Raw genomic sequence first — 24325 nt, forward strand, 5'->3', positions numbered from 1 at the left:
ACTGAAAGATGGGAAATCTGTTTCAATATTTGCAGGAAAAGGTGGTCTTTTTGCCGGTCACGCTGCCGGCGGACCATGAATTTATTTTCGAAAATGATTTCGAGGAATATTTCTGGGAAACACCACACGGCGGCCGGATCAACGCAGTGCATTTTAAAACGGCTGCACCGAAAGGCGCCATTCTTTATTTGCATGGTAACGCAGGTAACCTTGAGCGCTGGGGAAAAATTGCCGCGGAATTTACAGAATTTGGTTATGATATACTGGTACCGGATTATCGTGGCTATGGAAAAAGCGTCGGTCCGCGGAACGAGGAGTTTTTGTTTTCGGATGTTCAGTTTTGCTATGATTTCCTTAAAGAAAATTTTGGTGAAGAATGCATAACGGTTTACGGCAGAAGTTTGGGTGGCGCATTTGCTACAAAAATCGCCGCCGACAACAGACCTGCAAAAGTGATTCTGGAAGCAGCTTTTTTCAATCTTCAGGATATGGCCTCGAGGTGGATCCCCTATTCTGCAACCGAAAAAATTTCGCCAAAAATGACCTATCACTTTCTGTCGGATCAGTATATTAAAAAAACTGAAGCACCGCTATATCATTTTCACGGAACTAAAGACTTTGTGGTTCCATTAAAATCCGGCAAAAAACTTTTTGATATGCTGAAAAAGTCAAAACCTCATACAAAGAAAAAATTCATCGAAATATCCGGTGGAAGTCATGAAGACCTGGCAACATTTGAAATATATAAAAATGAACTTAGGAAAATCTTAGACTGAAAAAATTTAAAGTATAAACAAATAACAATATACCAGTGATAGATTTCTGCGCGATTGATTTTGAAACCGCTACGTACGAGCGAAATTCCGCCTGTGAAATGGGAATCTGCGTAGTGGAAAACGGACAGATCGTAAAGACCGAAACCTGGCTTATAAAACCGCCCAGTTTTCCTTACTTTCATCCGAGAAATATCGATGTACACGGTATTTGCTCCGCCGATGTAAAGGATGCACCTACCTTTGACGAAATTTGGCACGAAGCCGAAAATCTGATGTACGGTAATTTAATGGTGGCGCATAACGCAGGATTTGATGCCGGCGTATTGCGAAGCTGCCTGGAACATTACGGTTTCTTCAAGCCAAAACTCAACTATCTCTGCAGCATTTCATTAGCCAAAAAATCCTGGAAGGGTTTACCTAAATATGGACTAAGATCGCTTGCGGACTTTCACGGCATCACCTTTAACCACCACAGGGCTGGTGCGGATGCTGAAGTATGCGCAAAAATCTCCCTGCTCGCTTTCGAAAGGCTGATGGTTACGCGCAATGATGAAGTAACCGAGGTGATGAAAAAAAATCTGAAAATCCTGTAGATAATCAGATCAGTTACTCAACACTTCGGAAACGAGATTAAATTTCGGGATTTCCAGTTCCACGGTTTTACCTGTAGGAATTTGCGTGCAGTAGTATATTCCCGTCATATTTCCTACTCCCGACCGCAGCACCACATTAGAAAAATATTTAAAGGTTTCACCCGGTTCAATTTCTGGCGTGAGGCCGATTACACCATCGCCGGTTACTTCGGTGAACCCAAAACCCACATCGAAGATGAGCCATTTCCGGCGCAAAAGCTTTATTGCTGTGCCGCTTAAATTTTCAATGGTAATGTGATAGCGGAAGACATAGCGGTTTTCTGAGGGGAAACTGTTTTTAGTATCGTACTCAGGAATTACGGAGACGCGGATATCGGAGGTAGTTGTAGAGTACATTTTCCTGTTTATTGTGATGAATACAAATATCCCGCCTTTTTGGGACGGGATAAGATTTTATTTTAATGAAAGTATAATCTTTTAAAGTTCAAGGCCTTTTCTTTCATCACCGTCGAGCAGGAACTCCACAGGATTGTCTATCCCTTCTTTTACCGCAACCAGGAAACCTACAGATTCTTTACCGTCGATAATTCTGTGGTCATAAGACATGGCTACGTACATCATCGGGCGGATCACCACCTGACCATCTACTGCAACCGGTCTCTGAATAATGTTATGCATACCCAGGATCGCAGACTGTGGCGGGTTGATGATCGGTGTGGAAAGCATAGAGCCGAAAACGCCACCATTAGTAACAGTAAAAGTTCCGCCGGTCATTTCGTCAACAGTGATTTTACCGTCGCGCACTTTCTCAGCCAGTGATTTAATGTTTTTCTCTACGCCGCTGAATGACATTGTTTCTGCGTTGCGAAGTACAGGAACCATCAAACCTTTCGGTCCTGAAACGGCTACAGAAATATCGCAGAAGTCATAATTTATTTTGTAATCGCCATCAATAGAAGCATTTACATCCGGATACATTTGAAGTGCACGGGTAACCGCCTTGGTAAAGAATGACATAAAGCCCAGACCAACGCCGTGTTTTTGTGCGAATTCATCTTTATACTGCTTTCTTATTCTAAAGATCTCCGACATATCAACTTCGTTAAAAGTCGTGAGCATTGCTGTTTCGTTTTTCACAGTCACCAGTCTGGCCGCAATTTTTCTTCGCAAAACCGAAAGTTTAGTCGTGCTGCTTGCGCGTGAGCCTCCCGAAACATTTGCGCCCATTGCAGGAACTGCCGCTTTATTGGCGTCATCTTTTGTAATTCTGCCACTTACTCCCGAGCCGGAAACCTGGGAAGCCTCGATGCCTTTTTCGTCCAGGATTTTTTTCGCTGCCGGTGAAGGAGTTCCTGTCGCGTAGGAAGTCGGAGCCGGTTTTTCTTCTTTCTTAATGTCTTCCTTTACGATCGCTGCTTTCTCAACCACTTTTTCTTCGGCTTTTGGAGCCTCCGCATTTTCGGTCTTTGCTTCTGAAGTTCCTTCGGGTTTTGAAGCTGAGGTATCAATAAGACAGACAACCTGGCCCACTTCCACCACATCACCTTCTTCAGCTTTCAAAGTAATAATACCGCTTTGTTCTGCAGGAAGCTCAAGTGTAGCTTTGTCGGAATCCACTTCCGCGATGGGCTGATCTTTTTCTACGTAGTCGCCGTCCTTTACCAACCAGGAAGCAATTTCGACTTCTGTAATGGATTCTCCCGGCGAAGGGACTTTCATTTCTAATATTGACATCGTGAATATTTTTGTTTATTATTTTTAAAATTTAAGAAAAAACCTACGCGGTAACAGGTCGTTTTGCAGGTGCATCTTCGCGGTCGAAAACCTGATTGATTACATTATTCTGATTTCTCTCGAACATTTTGTGACTTCCCGGCGCCGGTGAACCACTGGCCACAGGTGAAATTACCTGGATTCCTGTTTCGCGGAAATTTCTCAGGATGTAATTCCACGCGCCCATATTTTCCGGTTCTTCCTGAACCCAAAGCAGCTGCTTTCTGTTCTTATATTTCGCAAGTACTTTATCGATCGCATCGTGCTGAAGCGGATAAAGCTGCTCCATACGTACCAATGCAATATTTTCGCAGTTCAGCTCTTCCTTTTTAGCTAAAAGTTCGTAGTAAATCTTACCGCTACACAACACCAGTTTCTCCACTTTTTCTGCTTTACCTGATTCATCATCAATTACAGGTTGAAACTGTCCGTTTGCAAAATCCTCAAGCGGGGAAACCACTTTCGGGTGACGTAAGAGGGATTTCGGCGTCATTACCACCAAAGGTTTTCTGAAATTCCATTTCAACTGCCGTCTTAACAGGTGGAAATAATTTGCCGGTGTGGTCGCATTTGCCACGGTCATATTTTCATTGGCACATAAACCAAGGAAACGCTCCAGTCTGGCAGAAGAATGTTCTGCACCCTGCCCTTCGAACCCATGTGGTAACAGCATTACCAAACCATTCTGAATTTTCCACTTCTCTTCGGCAGCTGCCAGATATTGGTCTACCACGATCTGGGCACCATTAACAAAATCACCGAACTGCGCTTCCCAAACTGTTAAAGTATTAGGCGATGACATGGCATAACCATAATCAAATCCGAGTACGCCGTATTCTGAAAGATGCGAGTTGTATATATCAAAACGGTTTTCCGAAATATGTCTCAAAGGAATGTATTCTTCTTCAGCATCCTCGGTCTTTACCACGGCATGGCGGTGAGAGAAAGTTCCTCTTTCCACATCTTCGCCGGAGATCCGCACGTTATTACCTTCTGTAAGTAAGGTCGCATAAGCCAACCACTCACCAAGCGCCCAATCGAGCGAGTTGGCTTGTATCATTTTCAGACGGTTTTCGAAAAGTCTGGTGATCTTGCTGATGAACTTTTTATCTGTTGGCAAAGTCGTCATTTTTACAGCCAGCTCCTTGAGTTGCTGCAGATCGTAACCCGTCTTTACCGGCTCCAGCATGGCATCTTTGCCACTCAGCGGATAATTGGTCCAGTCATCGGACATAAAAACATCCATGGTGTTTTTTTCAATCTCCTTGGATGCATCAAAATCAGCATCGAGCAAAGATTTGAATTTAGATTCCATCTCCTTTAAAACAGCTTCGGAAACTACACCTTCCTTAATGAGCAATTCTTTATAGATTTCCCTCGGATTCGGATGTTTAGAAATGATTTTATAAAGATGTGGCTGGGTAAAACGAGGTTCATCACCTTCATTATGCCCGTACTTTCGGTATCCTAAAAGATCGATGTACACATCTTTACCAAACCGGGCGCGGAAATCCGCGGCAAACCGAATGGCATGTACCACCGCCTCTACATCGTCTGCATTTACGTGCATCACCGGAGATTCGGTAACTTTGGCAATATCTGTACAGTATGTTGATGAGCGCGCATCAAGATAATTTGTGGTAAAGGAAACCTGGTTATTGACCACGATATGGATCGTACCGCCGGTTTTATAACCCTCCAAAGTCATCATCTGGGCAATTTCATAAACGATTCCCTGACCGGCGATCGCACCGTCGCCATGTATAACAATCGGTAAAACCTTTTTATAATCTTTGTATTTGTTATCAACTTTCGCACGGCAGATTCCTTCTACCAAAGCGCCAACTGTTTCCAGATGCGAAGGGTTCGGCGTGAGGTTGATCGAAACTTCTTCACCGGATTCGGTCTTTATTTTTTTGGATGAACCAAGGTGGTATTTCACATCTCCGGAGAACACATCCTCTTCAAATTCTTTTCCTTCAAATTCTGAGAAGATCTGCTTGTAAGACTTGCCAAAAATGTTTGTCAGCACACTAAGTCTCCCACGGTGTGCCATACCGAGCACCACTTCATCGACACCCAACTGAGACGAACGTGTGATCAGTTGATCGAGTGCAGGAATTAGAGATTCACCACCTTCCAGCGAGAATCTTTTCTGCCCCACGAATTTGGTATGAAGATAACTTTCGAAAGCAACAGCCTGATTGAGTTTTTCTAGTATTTCCGTTTTTTCCGCTGCTGAAAGGTCAGCGTGATTCTCATTCACGTGAATCCACTCGCGTATAAACTTTTTCTCGTCTACATTATTTATGTGCATATACTCTACCCCTATAGATCCGCAGTAGATCTTTTCAAGGTGATTAATGATCTCCTGAAGTGTTGCTGCGGCCGGCATTCCGGTTTCTGTAGCAGAACTGAATTTTTTGTTCAGATCTTCTTTGCTAAGCCCGAAATTTTCTATATCAAGCGTAGGCTCATGATGACGGCGCTCGCGTACAGGATTGGTATTGGTGAACAGATGGCCTCTTTGTCGGTAGCCTTCAATTAAGTTTAATATTTTAAATTCTTTTTTGATGTCTTCAGGAATTTCTCCGGAAGATATCGCCTGAGTTGCGTACTGCACGGGACCCGGCACCGCGGCCGAAACATCCTCTGAATTTTCGCCGTAATTTTCCAGCGCAAAATCAAATCCCTGGAAAAAGGCTTTCCAGGAAGGCTCTAAGGAATCGGGATATTTGGTATACTGCTGATATAAGTCCTCGATAAGCTGCGAGTGAGCAGCGTTCAGGAATGAAAATTTATCCATTTTTTACAGATTAACTCTTGGTTTTTATTAAACAACAAATTTAGCAAAAAAAAGTGGAGTACTAAAGATGTAAACGCCTTAAAAATAGTTAAAAGATTATCTGAAAACGGGCAGTGAGAGTTTCAGAACGGTGTTGTTTTCATTGTCGGGTTCCTCCAGAAAAGTCTGGTGCAGATCACCGCTTCTCATGGTGTCCTTTTTTGCCTGCGCAAGCAGCTGCTGGATCGCTTTTATGCGGCCGGAATAGGCGCCACGGTAATAAATTACGTAAGCTTTGGTATCATTTAAAGTTCTGAAACTGAAATTATTATCTGCTACAGCAATTCTTTTCGACAGCGGAATACCGTAATAGTAAGAAACCTCTTTATCCTTAAAATTGTCGGCATCGGTTATTAGTATGGGTTCACCATATTCATCTTCTTTTTTACCGAGATCCATTCTCACGTAATTCAACACCTTATTATGGTTCATCACGATATTTTTGAACAGGGAGTTTTTCTCGTTTCTGGAATTCACATTTACACCGAGAAGCAGTTGACCTTGCTGCTGCTCAACCATGAGACTGTCGAACTTAAGACTTTCCCGCCGGCGGTCCTTGTCTACCTTGTTGCCCAACACATTGGCAAGATTTTTCATACTCTTCTCCATGCGGTCAGCAAACTCATCTTCAGACAGCAGATTGACCGACCGCTTCAGAAATGGCTGTTTTGGCGAATGAATGTACCAGTTGATACGGGTTCGGTCGCCCAGATTCTCAAATTTGACGTCGATCAGGTAGGGTGTACTTTTTCTGCCTTCGAAAAGCTGATAACGCAGCGTACGGTTCGGATTATCGTAGCGTATAAAAAGTTCACCAAAAACATCATCATCTTTTTTATCATGGTACGCAAGTGAACTGCCTTTGCCCTCGTACGGCGTAAAGTAATCGAAGACAAAATTGGGATCATCTGCAAGGAAAGCGTTCCAGTGACTGAAATTCTGAAGATTATTAAACTGCGGAAAAACTTTGTCAACAGGATAACCGATTTCTTTCTGAAGGGTAAAATCTTTGTTTTCCGGCACAAATGTCATCGAAACTGCATAAATCCCGAAAATAAAAATCAAAAAAATAATTCCGTACTTAAACCAACGCATGCGGCAAAAATACAAAAACCACGGTATAAAAAAACACGACATATCGGCCGTGTTTTGATTTTAATGAAAGCTGGTTCTAAGGAATGATCGTTCCCGGGTAGATGACTGCGTTTTTCTTCACCACCACCACGCCATCCTTAATGGAATGCGCATCGTAATCGCCATCGGGCAAGTGTTTTCCGCCAATGATCCGTACATTGTCACCGATACAGCAGTTCTTGTCGAGAATTGCATTTTCAATATAACAGTATTTCCCGATGCCGAGGTTAGGTATACCGTTCTCATCATTAGAAATAATCTCCTTGGTGTTTTGATAGAAATCTGCACCCATCATATATGTATTCATCAGTGTACTTCCTTTGTCCACGCGGCTTCTGTTACCCACAATTGAATTTTCTATCTTGTCGGCCATTACAATGCAGCCATCGCCAAAGACAGCCTTGCTTACGTAAGAACCAAGTATCTTGGAAGGAGGCAACATACGCGCCCTGGTGTAAATGGGTGCATTGCTGAAAAGGTTGAACTTGGGAAAATCTCTTGTAAGATCGAGATTGGCATCAAAAAATGAATCTATCGTCCCAATATCCGTCCAGTAGCCATCGTACTGAAAACTGAGGGTTTTGTATTTGCCAATTCCATTAGGAATAAGCTCGCCGCCAAAATCATCACCGGGATCTTCGGAGAACATCTTTTTCAGCACATTTTTACTGAAGACATAAATTCCCATTGAGGCCAGATAATCCTTGCCTTCGGAACGGCTTTTTTCGGAAACTTCAGAAGTCCATTCGTGTAATATATCGGCACCGGGTTTTTCAACAAAAGATGTAATATTTCCCTCTTCATCAGATTTTAAAATACCGAAACCCGGCGCATCTTTCGCTGTGACCGGAATAGTGGCAATCGTAATATCGGCCTCATTGTTACAATGGTATTCGATCAGTTCACGGAAGTTCATTTGGTAAAGCTGATCGCCGGAAAGAATCAGGATGTAATCATATTCATATTTCCCAAGATGCTTCATCGACTGGCGCACGGCATCGGCCGTACCCTGATACCATTCTTCGTTCTCTACATTTTGTTCGGCAGCCAGAATATCTACAAAGCCGCGGCTGAAAATATCGAAATGATAGGAATTCTTGATATGCGAATTCAGCGAGGCTGAATTAAACTGCGTAAGTACCAGGATCCTGTTAAAACCCGAATTAAGGCAGTTTGAGATCGGTATATCGACGAGTCTGTATTTTCCTGCAATCGGTACAGCCGGCTTGGAGCGGGTGTAGGTAAGAGGGAAAAGCCGGGTGCCCCTGCCACCACCTAAGACTATTGATATTACGCTGGGTTTCATACTGAAGTGTTTTATAGATTTAGAATTGCTAGCTGTATAACAATATTAGTGCTATTTACGCAAAAAAGCAAATTAAAAACCCTGATATAAACACAATTTAACCCACGGAAGATTTAAATAAGACCACAGAAAACCGGATATTTACTGCAGTAAAAGAAAAGTTGAAAAAGCGACTCTAAGACAATGAACTAATTTTGCTTATAAAATCAAATTATTTCACCAGACCGCAGGCTAACCGGAAATTTTAAAGAAGCAAAAAAACTGGATATAGTTTTGCGCGAACCTCAGCACGATAGTCTATTTGAAAGTTTAAAGAAGCCTTGCCGATAAATTTAGACACCATCAACCAAGTGTGGCAATTACAGCTTACCCCTGAAAAGCAAAATCTCCCAAATAAATTTGAGAGATTTGTGCGATCCGGACGGGACTCGAACCCGCGACCTCCGCCGTGACAGGGCGGCATTCTAACCAGCTGAACTACCGGATCAATTTTTTATTAAAAAGCCAATTGATAAAGCTTTATTTTATTTGTAAGACTGTTTTTCGCTACGCTGTCTAAACCTCCTGATATCAGCCGCCGGAGCGGATTTACCAGTTTCAAACCTCAGGATATATTTCCCTTTGTTTTGATGAGTGCAAAGATAGCACTTTTCCCTTATCTACAAAATATTTTTGCAAAAAAAATGCCTTCTAATATAGAAAGCATTAAAAACCAAAAGGTTATTTTTTATAAATGTGCTGATAATTTTTCTGCGATCGTCTCTTTTGGGGCTACTCCCACGATTTTATCAACTACCTGACCGTTTTTGAAAATTAAAATAGTCGGTATATTTCTAATTCCATAATCCACAGAAACCTGCTGATTATTGTCAACATCTACCTTACCCACAAGCGCTCTGCCTTCGAAATCGGCTGCCACTTCTTCTACGATCGGGCCCAACATTCTGCACGGTCCGCACCATACTGCCCAGAAATCTACCAACACAGGCTTATCTGAATTCAAAACCATTTCCTGGAATGATTGATCTGTAATCTCTACTGCCATTTTTTATATTTTATAATTATTTAAACTTTTTTGAAAACCAAATTTACGACTTTTCCCTAAACTTAAAGCGTTATCTGTCTATCCGCAATATTGGTTTTTTCTATGCCGAAGGTATTCGCAATTTCTTTTAAAGCATCGGTCAGCGCATCTATTTCTTCTTTGGTGGTAAGATGGCTGAATGATACACGAAGCGGCGTACATTTTTCCATTTCCTCCTCGGTCAGCAACATCATCATCACCATCGACGGTTTTGACGCTCCCGACGAACATGCGCTGCCCTGAGATATTGCAATTCCTTTCATATCGAGTTTTAAGCCGATCATCGGATCTTTGAATGGTAACAGGACACTTAAAACTGTGCAGAGACTTCGGTCTTCTTCCGCGCTGTGACCGTTGAATTTTACGCCTTCAATTTCCGATTTAAGTCGTTCGACTGCATATTTTTTAATTTCTTTAATGTGACTGATATCGCGGTCCATGTTTTTCAGAGCCACTTCCAGTGCTTTCCCCAGACCTACTATCCCGCTTACATTTTCTGTACCTGCACGCAGACTCCGCTCCTGTGGACCACCGGTAATAATTCCCTTTAAACCTGAAGCTTTGCGTACAAATGCAAAACCGCTTCCTTTGGGACCGTGGAATTTATGTGCACTGCACGAGGCAAAATCCAGCAGGATTTCATCAAAATTCATTGCCATGTGCGCCATAGACTGTACGGTATCTGAATGGAAAAGTGCACCATTTTCATGGCAAAGTTCTGCTACTTTCTTAATATCCAGAAAATTACCCGTCTCGTTGTTGGCGTGCATTAAGGTGACCAGTGTTTTTTTGCCGGATGATTTTAACTCTTCTTCAAGCTTAGCCAGATCGAAATCTCCTTTTTGATCCGGCCGCAGATAAACAACCTCAATTCCTCTCCGTTTTTTCATATCAAGCACCGTTTCGGCGACACATTTGTGCTCCATCGGCGAGGTGATGATCCGTTCCACCCCAAGATGATTGACGCAGGATTTGATGATCATATTATTGGACTCTGTACCACAGGAAGTGAAAATAATTTCAGCGGGAGTTATGTGCAGATAATCTGCTACCTGGCGTCGCACATTTTCGATCAGAATTTTGGCCTCCTGACCCAGCGTGTGCGTAGAGGAAGGGTTACCGTAAGTGGTTTTCATTACGCTTACCATTGCATCGATCACCTCTTCGGAAAGCGGTGTGGTAGCTGCATTATCAAGATAAATTCTGTTCATTTTTTTAAGATCTTTTTTAGGAATTGTAGATATACAAAATTAGTGAAAAAATTCAAACTGACTTTCATCTGCCCACTCCATCATCGGCCTGTCTCCTGCTGTATCGCCGAAAGCAATGGTTTTATCGTATTTTTTATCCCCAAGCTCAGCTTTTATTCTGTGGAGCTTTTCTTCGCCATTGCAGTTGCTGCCGACGAACCGACCGGTAAATATGCCGTTTTCAAACTCTGCCTGCGTGGCCAGAAGTTTCATTTTAAAATGATCCGCAAACGGCTGTACCCAAATGTCGAGCGAGGCACTTACAATATAGCAGTCCACTTTTTCGCGGTTGATATTTGAAATGAATTCTAAAGCATTTTCGCGGATAATCTCCGGATAAAACCGAACGAAAAACTCCTGCGATTTCTTTTCAATGGTTTCTTTGCGCTGGCCTTTTAATACCGAGGAAATGAAACTTTTCTTTACTTTTTCTGCATCGGCCAGGCGAAGTTTGAGTAACAGGAAAAGCGGTACATGCCGCACGAACTGAATCATAAACTTCTTTGCATTATAGAACTTCAAATATAAAAAGAGCGTGTCCTTATAAGTTAAAGTCCCGTCGAAATCAAAGAGATACAGTTTTTTCATTTTTTTTATTAAAGTCTTTAAAAACGCTTTATAACTTCATTTTCTTAAAGATAAATTCCGGAATATTCCTGATGACAAGCATGATCACCGCCCAAACTGGCAAAACGTACGCTACATTTTTTTTACGTTTATACGCTTTATATATTGCGTCTGCAGCCTGCACCGGTGAAGCGGTAAGTTTTGGGTTCAGCGGTAAACCTTCGGTCATTTTGGTATCCATAAAACCGGGCTTTACCGTGAGAATATGTACATTCCGGCTAAACATATAATTCCGGAGACCGCTCAGGTAGGCCGTGAGTCCTGCTTTGGCACTGCCATAAATGAAATTGCTCTGCCGCCCGCGCTCACCCGCGACAGATGACAGTACAATCATGGTCCCCTGGCGCTGGCGCTCAAGCTTTTCAGCGAAAAAATTCAGAACGGGAACAAGCTTCGCATAATTTACGTCAATTATTTTCGCTGTGTTTTTAGGGTTAAATAACGCTTCTTCCGTGGATTCGCCCAGGTAACCTGCAGCGCAGAAAACGAGATCCGACGAAATATGATCGAACCGTGCGTAATCCACATCTCCCAACAGATCAAGTTCCACGATCTCGGTCTGCTGCAGAAACTTAACATCCAGATGTTTTGCGAATTTCAAAGTCGTTTCTCTGTTCGAGGTAAAAAGATACACTGTAGCGTATTTCCCGCCTTCATCCAGCATCTTTTCAACAAAAGCCTGTGAAATTTCCGAATTGCTGCCCAGAACTATCATTGTATATTCTTAATTTTTTGATTTCTGCCTGTTCCGGAGCTGTGACTTAAAATTCTTTTGTGCTGCAGCGAAACAAATTTGGAACTCTGTACATTCTGCAGATAACCGGTCAGCGAGGATTTACTCATACTGTCTTTCGTGAGGTAAATTCTGCCGCCATATTCTTCTACAATACCGTCTAATTTTTGCACCAGATCTTTGAGTTTACGGTTTACTTTAAAATCAAGTGCAAGCGTATATCCTTCCTGCGGAAAAGAATTATAGGCCAGCGGATTATTCTTCCCAAAAAGTTTCAGAACCGCCAGAAAAGAACCGTTACCGCTTTTCGCGATCGTTTCCAATATTTTTTTCATGCCTTCTTTTCCATGCGCTTTTGGAATTACAAACTGGTATTGTATAAAACCGCTTCTGCCGTAGATCTTATTCCAGTCATTAACCACATCCAGCGGATAAAAAAAAGTTTCATAATCCACGTAGTTTTTTACCGTTTTCTTATTCTGTTTAAAGAAGTACAGCAGATTAAAAAGCTTTACTGTAAAGGTATTGAGGGCAAAACCGGGAAAATAAAATGGAACTGTGGGTGCAAATTTCTTTTTCAGTCTTAATGGTTTTTCCTGCAACTCGGCAGGCAACTGATGTCTAAAAGCGTGTTCGCCGCGGAGCAGAATGCTTCGGCCAATATGTGTTCCTTTCTGCAAACAGTCGATCCAGGCGACGTTGTACGTCCATTCTTCACTTTCTTCGAAAAGCTGAAAAACCTCATCCAGATTTTCGGCTTTTATTTTTTCCTGACGGATGTAAGCGGTTTCAATATTTTTCAGGCTGAATTTTGCCGAAAGAATAATGCCCGTTAATCCCATTCCGCCGATGGTGGCCCAGAACTTATCAGCATTCTCGGATCTTGAGCATGTAAGAACTTCGCTCGACTCATTAAGCAAAGTAAAAGAGATCAGGCATTCGGAAAAACATCCTTCTACATGGTGGTTTTTCCCATGTACATCGGAAGCGATGGCTCCACCGACCGACACAAACTTCGTACCCGGTGTGACACACAAAAAGTAACCCTGCGGCACAATCACCTCCAAAACCGAAGAAAGCAAAACGCCGGCTTCACATTCGAAAATACCGTTGAGCCTGTCGAAAGAAATAAATTTATTGAGTCTTTTGGTAGAAAAAATATGTTCCGCCAGCGAGGCATCGCCATAACAGCGGCCGTTTCCACGCGCAATGATTTCATTTTTGCTGCGGACAAGTTCCTGAATTTTCTGCAGTGAATCTTCCGACTTTATTTCCTTTTCCACCACGGGGAAATTTCCCCAGTTGGCAATTTTTTGTATAAAATTCGGCTTCATCCGGTTGAATTATTTTTTTTGAATGTCAGATTTAACCGTATATTTTTCCTCATTCGTGTTATTATTTTTGAACTGCAACATATTATTTAAAATAAATCTGCAGTAAAAAGGCTGCGATCCAAAGAACCAGTGTCACCTGGATATATTTGTCTCTGTAAATTATTTTGGTGGGCGATTCGGTTTTATTGTACACCAAGGTTTGCTGCAGATACCTGAGAATAGCAAAAACCACAAATATTACGGTATAGAATACCCTGGCGTGAAAACGCTGTTGTACTTCCGGCGACAATGTGAACATCAGATAGCAGACAATTACCAAAGTACAGCTTATCGATAAGGCAATATCTGCGAACTGAACATTATAGCCATCCAGCGACCGCCTGGTTTTCCCGGAGGTTTGCGCGTTGATGAGTTCACCTCTCCGCTTGCCGATTGCCAGAACAAGTGCCAGGACAAATGTGAGCAATATTGCCCAGTGTGAAATGTAAATTCCCGTTGCGTAGCCACCCGCAAGCACCCGCAGTACAAATCCCATGGCAATGATACTTACATCGATGATCGCCACATGTTTCAGCCTGTAGGTATAAGCCAGATTCATCAGGAAATAAAAAATAATGATTACCGCAAACTTCAGCCAGTTCCGCTCAAAAACAAATTTCCCACAAACCATCAAAATAATGCTGATTACCATTAAACCAAAAAAGATAGCAAGTGCCGTTTTCTTTGAAACTGCGCCGCTGGCGAGTGGCCGGCGCCTCTTGACCGGATGTTTCTGGTCAGATTCTATATCCGAATAATCATTAATGATATAAACTGCACTGGCAGTAAGGGAAAATATGATAAACGCAAAAATACTTTTGCCCAGCAGATCTGTATTGGTAATGTTTCCCGAAAAAAACAGCGGTACAAAAACAAAAAGGTTTTTGATCCATTGTTCCACGCGGAGCAGTTTAAAATATTTCGTCATTCGTGAAGATAATCTTTCACAAAACTAGTAATAATAAAATAAAAAATCCGCCCAAAAGGCGGATTCTACAGGTCTGTAGATTTATAATTTATTGCGAGGTTTTCGCGTCATTGATCATATCTTCATTTGCAGTTATGGCAAATTCAACACGTCGGTTCTGTGCTCTGCCTGCATCGGTATCGTTGGAGGCAATAGGATCGGCTTCACCCATACCCATGGTATTCATTCTGGAAGCTGAAACTCCTTTCATTGAAAGATAGCTTTTCACCGCGGCAGCCCTTCTGTCGGAAAGCGAAAGGTTGTAGGAATCTGTTCCTTTGCTGTCGGTATAACCGTAAATATTGATGTTCGTATCGGGGTTATTTGCCAGAATGGTAGCCAGTTTATCGAGATTCATTTTTCCTGCTTCTGTAAGGTTGGAGGAATCGAAACCAAAATTGACCATATTTTCTTTCAGGGTTACTTTAATGCCTTCTCCTACTCTTTCCACTTCGGCACCAGGCAATGTTTCTTTAATTTCTTTTGCCTGCTTGTCCATTTTACTTCCGATCACGTTTCCGGCCACACCACCGACTACGCCACCAAGTACAGCGCCAAGAGGTGCGTTTTTACCTTTTCCGATATTGTTTCCTAAAATACCGCCCAGAACTGCACCTGCAGAAGCGCCGATCACGGTTCCTTTCTGTTGGTTATTTGAATTTTTTACAGCTTCACAGCTTGTCATCATAAGAGATGCTGAGATGAATAATGCTGCTATGTTTGTTTTGTTAACGAGTTTCATAATATACTTATTTGTTAGATTTCTATTTCATTCCGGTTCTGGCAAAATTGTACACGATACGCACATTTTGTCCGTCGGCAGGTACATTCTGCTCTAAAGAAAAACCATCTGCGGTCTGGCTGATCAGATTAAGTGAGTAACCTTCGGTCACAGCTTTTGCTTTTGAACCTTCGAGCAATTTTTTAAATTTAAATTCGTTTCCGTTTACCACTTCAAATTTAATGGGCTGAATTACACTTGGGCAGGCACCGCCACCATTTAAGGTATAAGAACCCGTCCAGTTATTGGGGATAAGTCTCCAGTGACTGCCCACGAAGCACTGGGCATCGGCACCCTCGTCGAATGGCTTCACCTTATAATTTTTGTCGTAATCGACGCTGGTCACTTCCCAGTCGCCTTTCAGTTTTAAAAATTCAGCTCTGTTGGACTGCGCAGTTTTTGCGGTGGAACAGGATACGGTCATCGCCGCACCTAAAATTCCTACAAGTATTGCATTTTTCATAGTAGTAAAATTATTTAATTAGACTAACAAAAAACCGTGCCAAGCACTTTTTTTAACAAAAAAAATCCGGATTTACCGGATCTTTTATAATTATTTAAGAAATTCTTAGCGTCTGCCCGCCTTCACATTTTTCTTTCTTTTGAGAACTTTTGTATTTCCCTGCGGCGTAAAGGAAAGCGGTTTATAGAAGTTTGTAAATGCATATTCGGCCGCTTTTCGCACATCGATGACGCCACCTGCTTCAGAGATCATATCGAATTTGTTGTTGGTGTTGGAATTGATCATTGCGTTAACCGATGACTTATTCACCGTTTTGACCAGCGATTCGATGACCTGTGCCGGCGTAAGGTTCGGCATATACGCCATAAGCACTGCTGCAGCACCAGCTACGACAGGTGAAGCCATAGACGTTCCCTGCAGGTATTCGTATTTTGAACCAGGTACTGTGGAATAGATCTTTTCGCCAGGTGCAAAAACATTTACCATCTTCTGGTTGTAGTTGGAGAAGCTTGCTCTCAAAAACTCATTGTCATTAGTAGAAGCACCAACCACGATCATATTATTTATGAAAGGCTTGGCATCGGCCACATCTTTGTAGTTGGTCGGATAATACACATTTTCAGCTACATTTTCGTTATCGTTTCCGGCCGCTTTAACGAGCAAAACACCTTTGTCCTGCGCATATTTAAATGCATCCCAAACCACATCTTTGCCCGGAGAAACCGGTTTACCGAAACTCATATTCAATATTTTAGCACCATTATCAACCGCATAGCGGATCGCGTTTGCCACGTCTTTATCGCGCTCGTCACCGTTCGGAACAGCCCGCACTGCCATGATTTTTGCTACTTTATAACCTACTCCATACTGCACTTCATCGCCTTGTGGAACACCTGCAATAATTCCGGCTACGTGAGTTCCGTGCTCACCTTTGGGATCTGCATAATGGTTATTCCCGTAATACTTCTCAGCATAGTTATCATAATCATCGCCAACGATGGAAGCACGCGGATCAAAATTCAAATCGTACTGTTTTGTAGCCTGAACTTCGTAATAATCAACGGCCTCTTTCATTTGCTTGGTCAGAAATGCCTGCACGTCCGCCGGTGATTTTCCTTTAACTTCGGGGTCTTGCGCCACCTGACTCAAAACCGAGGCTGCCATTGCCTGCTCCTGGGTGGTCGGTTTAATGGCGGCTAATGTTTCCGGTGTCAGATTTTTGCCGTCGAGCATTGCAATCATGGTCGGGATCATTTGCTGTATACGCTTATAGGTTTCATAGCCCTGTCTGGCCTCTACACTTTTTTTGGTGAAGATATCCTTCGATTTCATATACATGGCAAACTCTTCGGGCATTTTTGCCTGGTTTGCCTTGTTGGTCGTGGAGTTTGGACCTTCGAACACATTCTGGTATTTTTTCACCACTCTGGTTACTTCCAGATTGTCATCGTAAACATCACCGTTTTTACCACCGATGAAATTCCAGCCGTGGATATCATCAATATATCCGTTTCCGTCGTCATCTTTGCCGTTACCGGGAATTTCGTTCACATTGGTCCACATATTTTTAATGAGACCGGGATGATCCACCTGCACGCCACTGTCCAGAACACCAACAATTACAGGCGTGGGCTTTAATCCTTTGGATTCTAAATATTTGTAAGCATTCTGGGTATTTACACCATACACATTCGTAGAGGCAAAATCCTTGTGATACCAGGTCATTAAGTCTTTATCCTTCATAGGATCCAACGCTGTATCGGCAGTTTGTGCAAATGATACAAAGCCTGTCATAAAGCAGGCTGCGATTAATATTTTTTTCATTTCAATTTATTTGGTCTGAATATTTTTAATATAAGTCAAAGATTCCGGTCCTTTGTTACAAATGAGATCCACGATCGAGAGGTCCTTCTGAAACCCAAACTTATCGGTAAAGGTCTGGTAGTACGCTTCCATTTCCACTTCTATATCGTGTTTCGTTGAGAACTTGCTGCGGTAATCCACCTGTTCCGGATTTTTTATATAATGACTGGTTAAAGCAAATGTCTTCTCTGATTTTAAAATTTTCCGGATCACTTCCAAAGCCTTTAAATTAAAATCCAAAAGCGAATTGGTTTCAACAGTAAAGATCTCCTGGAGGCGATCCTCATAAAACTCAAAATAAGGTGACCTGCGGTATGCATTCTTTATAGACTTCCAGTGCTGTTCCTGCCAGTTTTCCCGCTGCGAAACCGCGAGCTCATTCAATGGTCTTCTACCGTTATGGCAGATTGGGATTATCAAAGGAAGTCTGCCGTTGGCGCCAAGGATTACTGTGCGGTTTCTGTAGGTCTGCTTGGGAAAATTCTCGAAAATCTCCAGGGTAATTTCTGCATCATTTTGCAGGAACACAGCAAACCAGGAAACCGGTGGTAAATAAAATACAGGCAACAGAACCTTCATCTTCCTATTAAAATTTAACTTCGGAAAGATCAGTCAATATCTTCGTTCTTTTTTCTGAAAAGATTTGCGAAAAAATCCCAGCCGAAGAAAAGCACCAAAATGATCACTGCCACCCACCAGTAACTTCTTTTATCGGTTTCACCGGTATTGGTCGCTTTAAACATACGGTCCCAACGCACACGTTTGCCCTCGGGCTGATACGTGGAACTGGTGTCGGCGAATAATCCTTCCACACTTAACCAGGTAAACATTGGCGAACCTACGATGTTCTCTTCCGGTACGAAGCCGAAGAAACGCGCATCCAGCGACGCATCGCGGTTATCACCGATCATCATGTAATAATCCTGCTGAATGGTATACTGCGAGGTTTCTTTGCCATTTACAAAGATCTTTCCGTTTTTATTTTCGAGCTTGTTGTGTTCGTATTCTGAAATAATCCACTGATATTCCGGGAAAGTTTCCTGGTTCAGCGTAACAACGTCACCTTTTTTTGGAATTCGTAATGGGCCGTACCAATCCTGGTTCCATTTTTTATTGATCGGGAAAATGGATTGTGTGGTATCGATATTTTTGGTGAAAAATTCATGCGTCGAGTTCAGTTTGTAGGAAATGGCGGCTGTATCCTTCGGCCAGATATGTTCCTTTAGTTCGATGATCTGCGGAAGTTCCCGTATTTCTTTAGCCGTTTGATCTGTTAAACCCTGAAAATCGTAAATGTAGCCAGTGTTGGTCTGTTCCTCGCGGACCGGCAAAAAACCGTATTTTTTATAAAGCGCGGGTACATCAAGCTGGCTACCCGTGGTCGCAATGAATTTATGCTGCTCCTGCTGGTCGCCCATAATTGTTTCGGGTTTGCCATTAACAAAAAGTCTTCCCGCACGCATTTCCATTACATCGCCCGCAACTGCTACACAACGTTTTACATAAGGGTCTTTTCGGTCTGTGGCTGTATGAACTGAATCCTGCGGATAGTTGAAAACGACGATATCATTTTTTTGTGGTTTATTGAACTGCATGATCCGCGCGTACGGTAATTTCACCGCGTCCACATAAGATTTGGGATCATCTTTCGGATTACCTTTTTCACCGGTATCCATAATGGTTCCCTGCAAGAACGGAATGGCGAGTGGCCGCATAGGAAGTCGGTAACCGTACGTCCATTTATTTACAAAAAGAAAATCGCCTACAAGCAAAGTCCTTTCCATGGATCCTGTCGGAATTCCGAAAGGCTGTGTAATAAAGATGTGAACAATAGTCGCAAATACAACGGCAAAGGTGATGGAACCGCCAAATGATTCCTTTTTCTTCGCAGATTTCTCTTCATCTGTAAGGTAAAGCGTATCTTCTTTATATACTTCGGCATCTTTGGAATAATTTACAAAAGCCATGTAAACGAAAGGAAGGAAAATCGTTAGCAACGCTTCGAAAAAACTTTTCTTGCCAAAGTGCTTCATGAGGAACAGGTGGAAAACCGTCATCATCACCGGACCTACAATGGGCAGATAGGCCAATGCAATCCACCATTTCGGGTGGCCGGTTTCCTTCTGTATGATATAGTAATTGTAAAAAGGCACAAACGCAAACAGCGGATTGTAGCCCATTTTTTTAAAGAGTTTCCACGTGGAAATTCCCATCAGCACCGAGAGAATAATTACATACAGTAAATAAGTAAGAAAGTAATTCATATAGTTTTGCTTATCGCTATTAGTTGGTGTAAAGCCGTTTTTGTTACAGACTGCTGCAATTGGAAGCAGTTACTGCGGTGCGCTGAAAAGTACATCCTTCATCGAAAAGTTACCTTTTTTTCCGCGGATCCATTCAGCGGCTACAACTGCACCCATCGCAAATCCATTACGGTTGAAGGCTGTATGGCTGATCTCGATTTCATCGACCTCACTTTTATAGGAAACACGGTGTGTCCCAGGAACCTCATCTTCGCGTACCGCAAAAATGCCGAGTTGGTTTCCGGAAGTCTGCTCAAGTTTCCAGGCATCGAAACGGTCATCGTTTTTAATGATTCCTTCGGCCAGGGAAATGGCAGTGCCGCTTGGTGCGTCTTTTTTCTGGGTGTGGTGTACCTCTTCAAGCTGTACCAAATAGCCGCTGAACTTTCTCATGAGTTGCGCCAGCTGTTCATTCAATGCAAAAAATAAATTAACACCCAAACTGAAGTTCGAACCATAAAGGAAAGCCGTGTTATTTTCCGTGGCAATTTTTTCGATATTTGCTTTTTTAGCGAGCCAGCCGGTCGTGCCACAGATGACGGGAATCTGATTCTCGAGGCAAAGTTTTATATTGTTAAAAGCAACTTCCGGATTCGAGAATTCAATTGCCACATCCGGATTATTGAGTGTAGCAGTAGTTGGCGTTTCATTGAGCCGTGCCACGATCTCGTGACCTCTGTCAATGGCGATCTGCTCTATGATCTTTCCCATTTTACCGTAACCGACAAGTGCTATTTTCATATTGATGGTGTATCGATTTAATTAATGTAATGGTTATTTTAAAACTTTTAAAATAAATACTTTAAAACCTGTAACTTAATTTCAGTCCCGTTTTCGCATTCTGCTGCGCAAGTTCATCATAAATGATTGCCGGTTGCAGGGCGAGATCGGGATCTTTTCGGCCTTCATACAAATGGGCGTCAACCACCGCATCCACGATATTCAGTACATACACCAAAGCGGTAACAGCGATTGCGTAGTCGCGCTGGCGTTTTGCGCGGTCCTGGGTGCGGCCCAGTGCATCCGCCGTAATTCCTGGTATATCTGAAAATTCATGTGGCTGACCGTTGAGTTCCGCTATAAATGCGTCTCTGTATCGGTTGTATTGTTTTTGGTTCCAAAGTGTAATTCCGATTCCCGTGCCGATCCCGCCCCAAACAATAGGAATTTTCCAGTATTTTTTGTTGTAATACTGGCCTAAACCCGGCAGTACGGCGGAATAAAGTCCGGCTTTTGTCGGGTTAAATTTCATTTCAACAGCAGGAGCATTTGCCGTGTTGATATCGCTGAGCACCGCGACTTCTGATTTTGGAGTTACGGTCGATACAGAATCTTTCGGATAATTCTCTACGCGTATGGTATCGTTGGGATTGACCTGCGCGAAACCTTTAGCACAAAAAATGAAAAGTAAAAAAAAGAGGAGTTGCTTCATTTAGCTGAAATGTGAGAGAATATTCTGCAGTTCTTCTTCATTTTTAAAATCCAGGATGATCTTTCCCTTTTTTCCGTTGGCTGCAACCTTCACTTCTACATTTACATCCAGCACATCGGCAAGGTTTCTTTCTGCTTTCTTGAAGTAATTGGGAAGTGCGGTTTTCGCGCGGGGGATGGTTTTTACCGGATTTTTGAGCTGGCTCGCAGCCTGCTCCGTCTGGCGTACACTTAAATTCTGTGCCAGTATATCGCGGAATAGTTTTTCCTGTTCTGCGGTTTCATCTAAAGTGAGAAGTGCCCGGCCGTGGCCTGCAGAAATCTCGCCGCTGCGGATCGCGTTTTGCATCAGTGGATTAAGTTTAAGCAGTCGCAGAGAATTTGTAATGGTACTCCGCTCCTTGCCAACACGCTGACTGAGGTTTTCCTGCGTCATGCCAATCTCTTCAAGTAACCGCTGGTAAGTCAGTGCAATTTCTATGGAATCAAGATCCTCACGCTGAATATTTTCAACAAGTGCCATCTCCAGCAATTCCTGATCATTTACCAGACGGATGTAGGCGGGAACAGTCTGTAGTCCTGCTATTTTACTGGCGCGGAACCTGCGTTCGCCGGAAATGATCTCAAACTTGTCACCCTCTTTCCGTAAAGTGACCGGCTGTATCACACCTAAATTCTTAATGGACTGTGCAAGGTCATTCAGTGCCTTTTCATCAAAATAAGTTCGGGGCTGCGTGGCATTGGGATAGATATCATCCAGATCCACTTCTACAATATTACCGACAAATTTATCGGCGCCTTCATCGGTTGCAGAATTTACGGAGGCTTTGGATTCGGCACTTAAAATGGCACCCAAACCTCTGCCCATTGCTCTTCTTTTATCTTTCATATTCCAAATGTGATTCGTACTTCGCTGTATATTTCAATTAAATAGTACAGTTCTTAATTACTGACTAATTTCTCGTTTTTGAGTAACACTTCTTCGGCCAACTGCAGATATTGAATGGCACCTTTGCTCTCGGCATCGTAATTTAAAATGCTTTCGCCAAAACTCGGCGCCTCACTTAAACGTACATTTCTGCTGATAATTGTTTCAAAAACCATTTCCGGAAAATGGGAATTCACTTCTTCTACTACCTGGTTCGACAGTCTCAACCGCGAATCATACATGGTCAAAAGCAGGCCTTCGATATCCAGATTCTTATTGTGGATTTTCTGTACATTTTTAATGGTGTTGAGAAGTTTGCCCAAACCTTCCAAAGCAAAATATTCGCACTGTATAGGAATGATCACAGAATCTGCTGCCGTAAGTGCATTGATGGTGATCAGCCCCAGGCTCGGAGCGCAGTCGATAATAATATAGTCGTATTTATCGCTGACGGACTTCAGTGCTTTTTTAAGCATATGCTCACGGTTCTGCCTGTCGACAAGTTCGATCTCGGCGGCAACCAGATCAATATGCGAGGGAATAATATCGAGGTTTGGTGAGGCGGTTTTCTGTATGCACTTTTCCGCATCAGCACTGTGTTCCAGAAGATTATAGGTTGAGAAATTCGACTCCTCCACTCCCAGGCCCGAAGAGGCATTTGCCTGCGGATCTGCATCGATCAGGAGAATCTTTTTTTCTAAAACGCCCAGTGCTGCAGCCAAATTCACCGCAGTTGTAGTTTTCCCGACACCACCTTTCTGATTTGCGACGCCTATTATTTTAGCCATTCTTTCAATTTAATTCCCAAAAGTACACTTTTTTATATATTTTCAGCTGACGCTGCAACTGTCATTTTAACATAAACGGCTGCAACGCAAACCATTAGTACAAAAAAAAATTATCCACAAAACCAAGCCGTTTGTGGATAACTGTATATAATGAATAAATATACATTCCTTATTCGAACTGCATAGCGATTGGAAGTTTAAAATAGCTGCGTACAAATTCGCCGTTGAGTTTTGCGGGAACCCATTTTCCTTTAATGGCTTTAATGGTTTTTTCGGCTTCCGTATTAAATTTACCGTCTTGTCCCACGGCCTTTACGCTCGAAATACTGCCGTCTTTTTCCACGATGAAAGTCACCGTTGTTTTCATAAGGCCACCGCTTCCTTCAAAAGCGCCGGCATCAAAATTATTCACCACTTTCGCCCGGAAACTGTTGATCCCCCCAATAAATGCAGCTTCCACATCTACGGCAGTGACCGGATTATTGTTCACCGCTTTCGGGAGCACGGTTGCAGGCGCTGTATTTACGGTTGGTGGCGCAACAGGGATATGATCCGAAACCGGGGTTTCTCCTGCAGTATTTTCCAGACCTATTCTGGCCTCAGAAGTTTCGGTCACGGTGGGTGCGGGCACCTGCTTCACGGCATCGCGCACGGGTGTAGGCAAGTCGAGTTTTACAGTTTTCTCAATAATTTTAACCGGTGGTGCTGGTATATTCTGTGGAACATCCGGTGTGTACTGATCAACGGGCTTTAATATATACGGGCCAATAGGCGCTTTTACGGTAACAGGAGTTTGAAAAGAATTTATTATTAGCGGCGAAACTGCTATAGCGGCAAAAAATGCCACGCCCGCAAAGAGCGATTTTATAAGCACGCTTCCTTCTTCATTTCGGATGGCGTACGCTCCGTAAGCCTTGTTCCGGTTTTCAAAAATGACTTCATTGAAACGGAAATCTTTATTAAATGTAATTGGATTTTTCATAGTGGCGTGTTTTAAAATTAAAATGATTTTATAAATAGATAAGATTTTTTAGTATTAGTTAAAAAGTCATCAAAAACTCAACCATTTTATTGACAAATAACCGTAAATATTATTCTTTCCATATCAAATAAAAAAATTAGTTGCTTTAACTCAAATTCATTCCCATTAATTTATTCCACCCGCTGTGGATTTTAAACTCCTGAAAAGGTGTATTCCCGAAAAATAAACAGCCTAATCACGCGTATAAAAAAGGACAAAACACTTGAAATTAGGGCAATGCGCCTGGCTACATTTGCACAGTTAAAAATAATAAGGCGCCGCTGAA

At 42.6% G+C, this 24325-nt stretch carries 23 protein-coding genes and 1 tRNA gene; 2 read left to right on the top strand and 22 right to left on the bottom strand.

The window, feature by feature from the left end; translation table 11 throughout:
• The first annotated feature begins 8 nt into the window (after nucleotides 1–8).
• Both H562_RS14990 and H562_RS0110385 read left to right on the top strand, forming a co-directional pair.
• Nucleotides 9–776: an alpha/beta hydrolase gene (locus H562_RS14990; protein ID WP_051190479.1), complete on the top strand. Its 768-nt coding sequence runs from the start codon at nucleotides 9–11 to the stop codon at nucleotides 774–776.
• A 35-nt stretch (nucleotides 777–811) separates the two neighbouring features.
• The gene (locus H562_RS0110385) at nucleotides 812–1369 is read left to right on the top strand and encodes a 3'-5' exonuclease (protein ID WP_233701995.1); all 558 of its coding nucleotides are present in this window, start codon (nucleotides 812–814) and stop codon (nucleotides 1367–1369) included.
• Nucleotides 1370–1378: 9 nt separating this feature from the next.
• Here the strand turns inward: H562_RS0110385 and apaG are convergent, their stop codons facing one another.
• The 22 genes from apaG to H562_RS0110500 all read right to left on the bottom strand — a co-directional run bounded on the left by apaG (nucleotide 1379) and on the right by H562_RS0110500 (nucleotide 24000).
• Nucleotides 1379–1765, bottom strand: a complete 387-nt coding sequence (gene apaG, locus H562_RS0110390; protein ID WP_027377450.1) for a Co2+/Mg2+ efflux protein ApaG — start codon at nucleotides 1763–1765, stop codon at nucleotides 1379–1381.
• Nucleotides 1766–1846: 81 nt separating this feature from the next.
• A complete protein-coding gene (gene odhB / locus H562_RS0110395; RefSeq protein ID WP_027377451.1) occupies nucleotides 1847–3103 on the bottom strand; it encodes a 2-oxoglutarate dehydrogenase complex dihydrolipoyllysine-residue succinyltransferase in 1257 nt (418 codons plus the stop codon).
• A gap of 43 nt (nucleotides 3104–3146) precedes the next feature.
• Nucleotides 3147–5948: a 2-oxoglutarate dehydrogenase E1 component gene (locus tag H562_RS0110400; protein WP_027377452.1), complete on the bottom strand. Its 2802-nt coding sequence runs from the start codon at nucleotides 5946–5948 to the stop codon at nucleotides 3147–3149.
• A gap of 96 nt (nucleotides 5949–6044) precedes the next feature.
• Nucleotides 6045–7052 (bottom strand): SRPBCC family protein, encoded by a 1008-nt coding sequence (locus tag H562_RS0110405; protein ID WP_233701996.1) that lies wholly within the window; start codon nucleotides 7050–7052, stop codon nucleotides 6045–6047.
• Between the two features lie 106 nt (nucleotides 7053–7158).
• The gene (locus tag H562_RS0110410; RefSeq protein WP_027377454.1) at nucleotides 7159–8427 is read right to left on the bottom strand and encodes a glucose-1-phosphate adenylyltransferase; all 1269 of its coding nucleotides are present in this window, start codon (nucleotides 8425–8427) and stop codon (nucleotides 7159–7161) included.
• A 413-nt stretch (nucleotides 8428–8840) separates the two neighbouring features.
• Nucleotides 8841–8914: transfer RNA gene (locus tag H562_RS0110415), tRNA-Asp, on the bottom strand.
• A 240-nt stretch (nucleotides 8915–9154) separates the two neighbouring features.
• A complete protein-coding gene (trxA, locus tag H562_RS0110425) occupies nucleotides 9155–9472 on the bottom strand; it encodes a thioredoxin (RefSeq protein ID WP_027377455.1) in 318 nt (105 codons plus the stop codon).
• Between the two features lie 62 nt (nucleotides 9473–9534).
• Nucleotides 9535–10722, bottom strand: coding sequence for a cysteine desulfurase family protein (locus tag H562_RS0110430; protein ID WP_027377456.1), 1188 nt, complete (start codon nucleotides 10720–10722; stop codon nucleotides 9535–9537).
• Nucleotides 10723–10761: 39 nt separating this feature from the next.
• The gene (locus H562_RS0110435; protein ID WP_027377457.1) at nucleotides 10762–11349 is read right to left on the bottom strand and encodes an HAD-IB family hydrolase; all 588 of its coding nucleotides are present in this window, start codon (nucleotides 11347–11349) and stop codon (nucleotides 10762–10764) included.
• A 28-nt stretch (nucleotides 11350–11377) separates the two neighbouring features.
• Nucleotides 11378–12103, bottom strand: a complete 726-nt coding sequence (locus H562_RS0110440) for an SDR family NAD(P)-dependent oxidoreductase (RefSeq protein ID WP_027377458.1) — start codon at nucleotides 12101–12103, stop codon at nucleotides 11378–11380.
• Entirely contained in the window at nucleotides 12100–13455 is a 1356-nt protein-coding gene (locus H562_RS0110445; protein ID WP_027377459.1) for an FAD-binding oxidoreductase, read from the bottom strand. Before H562_RS0110445 ends, H562_RS0110440 begins: the two co-directional genes overlap by 4 nt.
• 82 nt (nucleotides 13456–13537) lie before the next feature.
• Nucleotides 13538–14422 (bottom strand): decaprenyl-phosphate phosphoribosyltransferase, encoded by an 885-nt coding sequence (locus H562_RS0110450; protein WP_027377460.1) that lies wholly within the window; start codon nucleotides 14420–14422, stop codon nucleotides 13538–13540.
• An 88-nt stretch (nucleotides 14423–14510) separates the two neighbouring features.
• A complete protein-coding gene (locus H562_RS0110455; protein ID WP_027377461.1) occupies nucleotides 14511–15203 on the bottom strand; it encodes an OmpA family protein in 693 nt (230 codons plus the stop codon).
• Between the two features lie 22 nt (nucleotides 15204–15225).
• Nucleotides 15226–15705: a lipocalin family protein gene (locus tag H562_RS0110460; RefSeq protein ID WP_027377462.1), complete on the bottom strand. Its 480-nt coding sequence runs from the start codon at nucleotides 15703–15705 to the stop codon at nucleotides 15226–15228.
• A 105-nt stretch (nucleotides 15706–15810) separates the two neighbouring features.
• Nucleotides 15811–17529 (bottom strand): S8 family serine peptidase, encoded by a 1719-nt coding sequence (locus H562_RS0110465; RefSeq protein WP_027377463.1) that lies wholly within the window; start codon nucleotides 17527–17529, stop codon nucleotides 15811–15813.
• A 6-nt stretch (nucleotides 17530–17535) separates the two neighbouring features.
• A complete protein-coding gene (locus tag H562_RS0110470) occupies nucleotides 17536–18147 on the bottom strand; it encodes a WbqC family protein (protein WP_027377464.1) in 612 nt (203 codons plus the stop codon).
• 29 nt (nucleotides 18148–18176) lie between these two features.
• Nucleotides 18177–19832: a signal peptidase I gene (gene lepB, locus H562_RS0110475; protein WP_027377465.1), complete on the bottom strand. Its 1656-nt coding sequence runs from the start codon at nucleotides 19830–19832 to the stop codon at nucleotides 18177–18179.
• 69 nt (nucleotides 19833–19901) lie between these two features.
• Nucleotides 19902–20612: a 4-hydroxy-tetrahydrodipicolinate reductase gene (gene dapB / locus H562_RS0110480; RefSeq protein ID WP_027377466.1), complete on the bottom strand. Its 711-nt coding sequence runs from the start codon at nucleotides 20610–20612 to the stop codon at nucleotides 19902–19904.
• Nucleotides 20613–20673: 61 nt separating this feature from the next.
• Complete coding sequence (locus H562_RS0110485; RefSeq protein WP_027377467.1) at nucleotides 20674–21303, bottom strand: DUF5683 domain-containing protein; 630 nt, start codon at nucleotides 21301–21303, stop codon at nucleotides 20674–20676.
• Nucleotides 21304–22191, bottom strand: coding sequence for a ParB/RepB/Spo0J family partition protein (locus H562_RS0110490; RefSeq protein WP_027377468.1), 888 nt, complete (start codon nucleotides 22189–22191; stop codon nucleotides 21304–21306). It abuts the gene before it with no gap.
• Between the two features lie 53 nt (nucleotides 22192–22244).
• Nucleotides 22245–23018: a ParA family protein gene (locus H562_RS0110495; RefSeq protein ID WP_027377469.1), complete on the bottom strand. Its 774-nt coding sequence runs from the start codon at nucleotides 23016–23018 to the stop codon at nucleotides 22245–22247.
• A 169-nt stretch (nucleotides 23019–23187) separates the two neighbouring features.
• Nucleotides 23188–24000 (bottom strand): energy transducer TonB, encoded by an 813-nt coding sequence (locus H562_RS0110500; protein WP_051190480.1) that lies wholly within the window; start codon nucleotides 23998–24000, stop codon nucleotides 23188–23190.
• Nucleotides 24001–24325: the final 325 nt, after the last annotated feature.

This window comes from Kaistella palustris DSM 21579 (assembly GCF_000422265.1).
In the GTDB taxonomy this organism is placed as follows: Bacteria; Bacteroidota; Bacteroidia; order Flavobacteriales; family Weeksellaceae; genus Kaistella; species Kaistella palustris.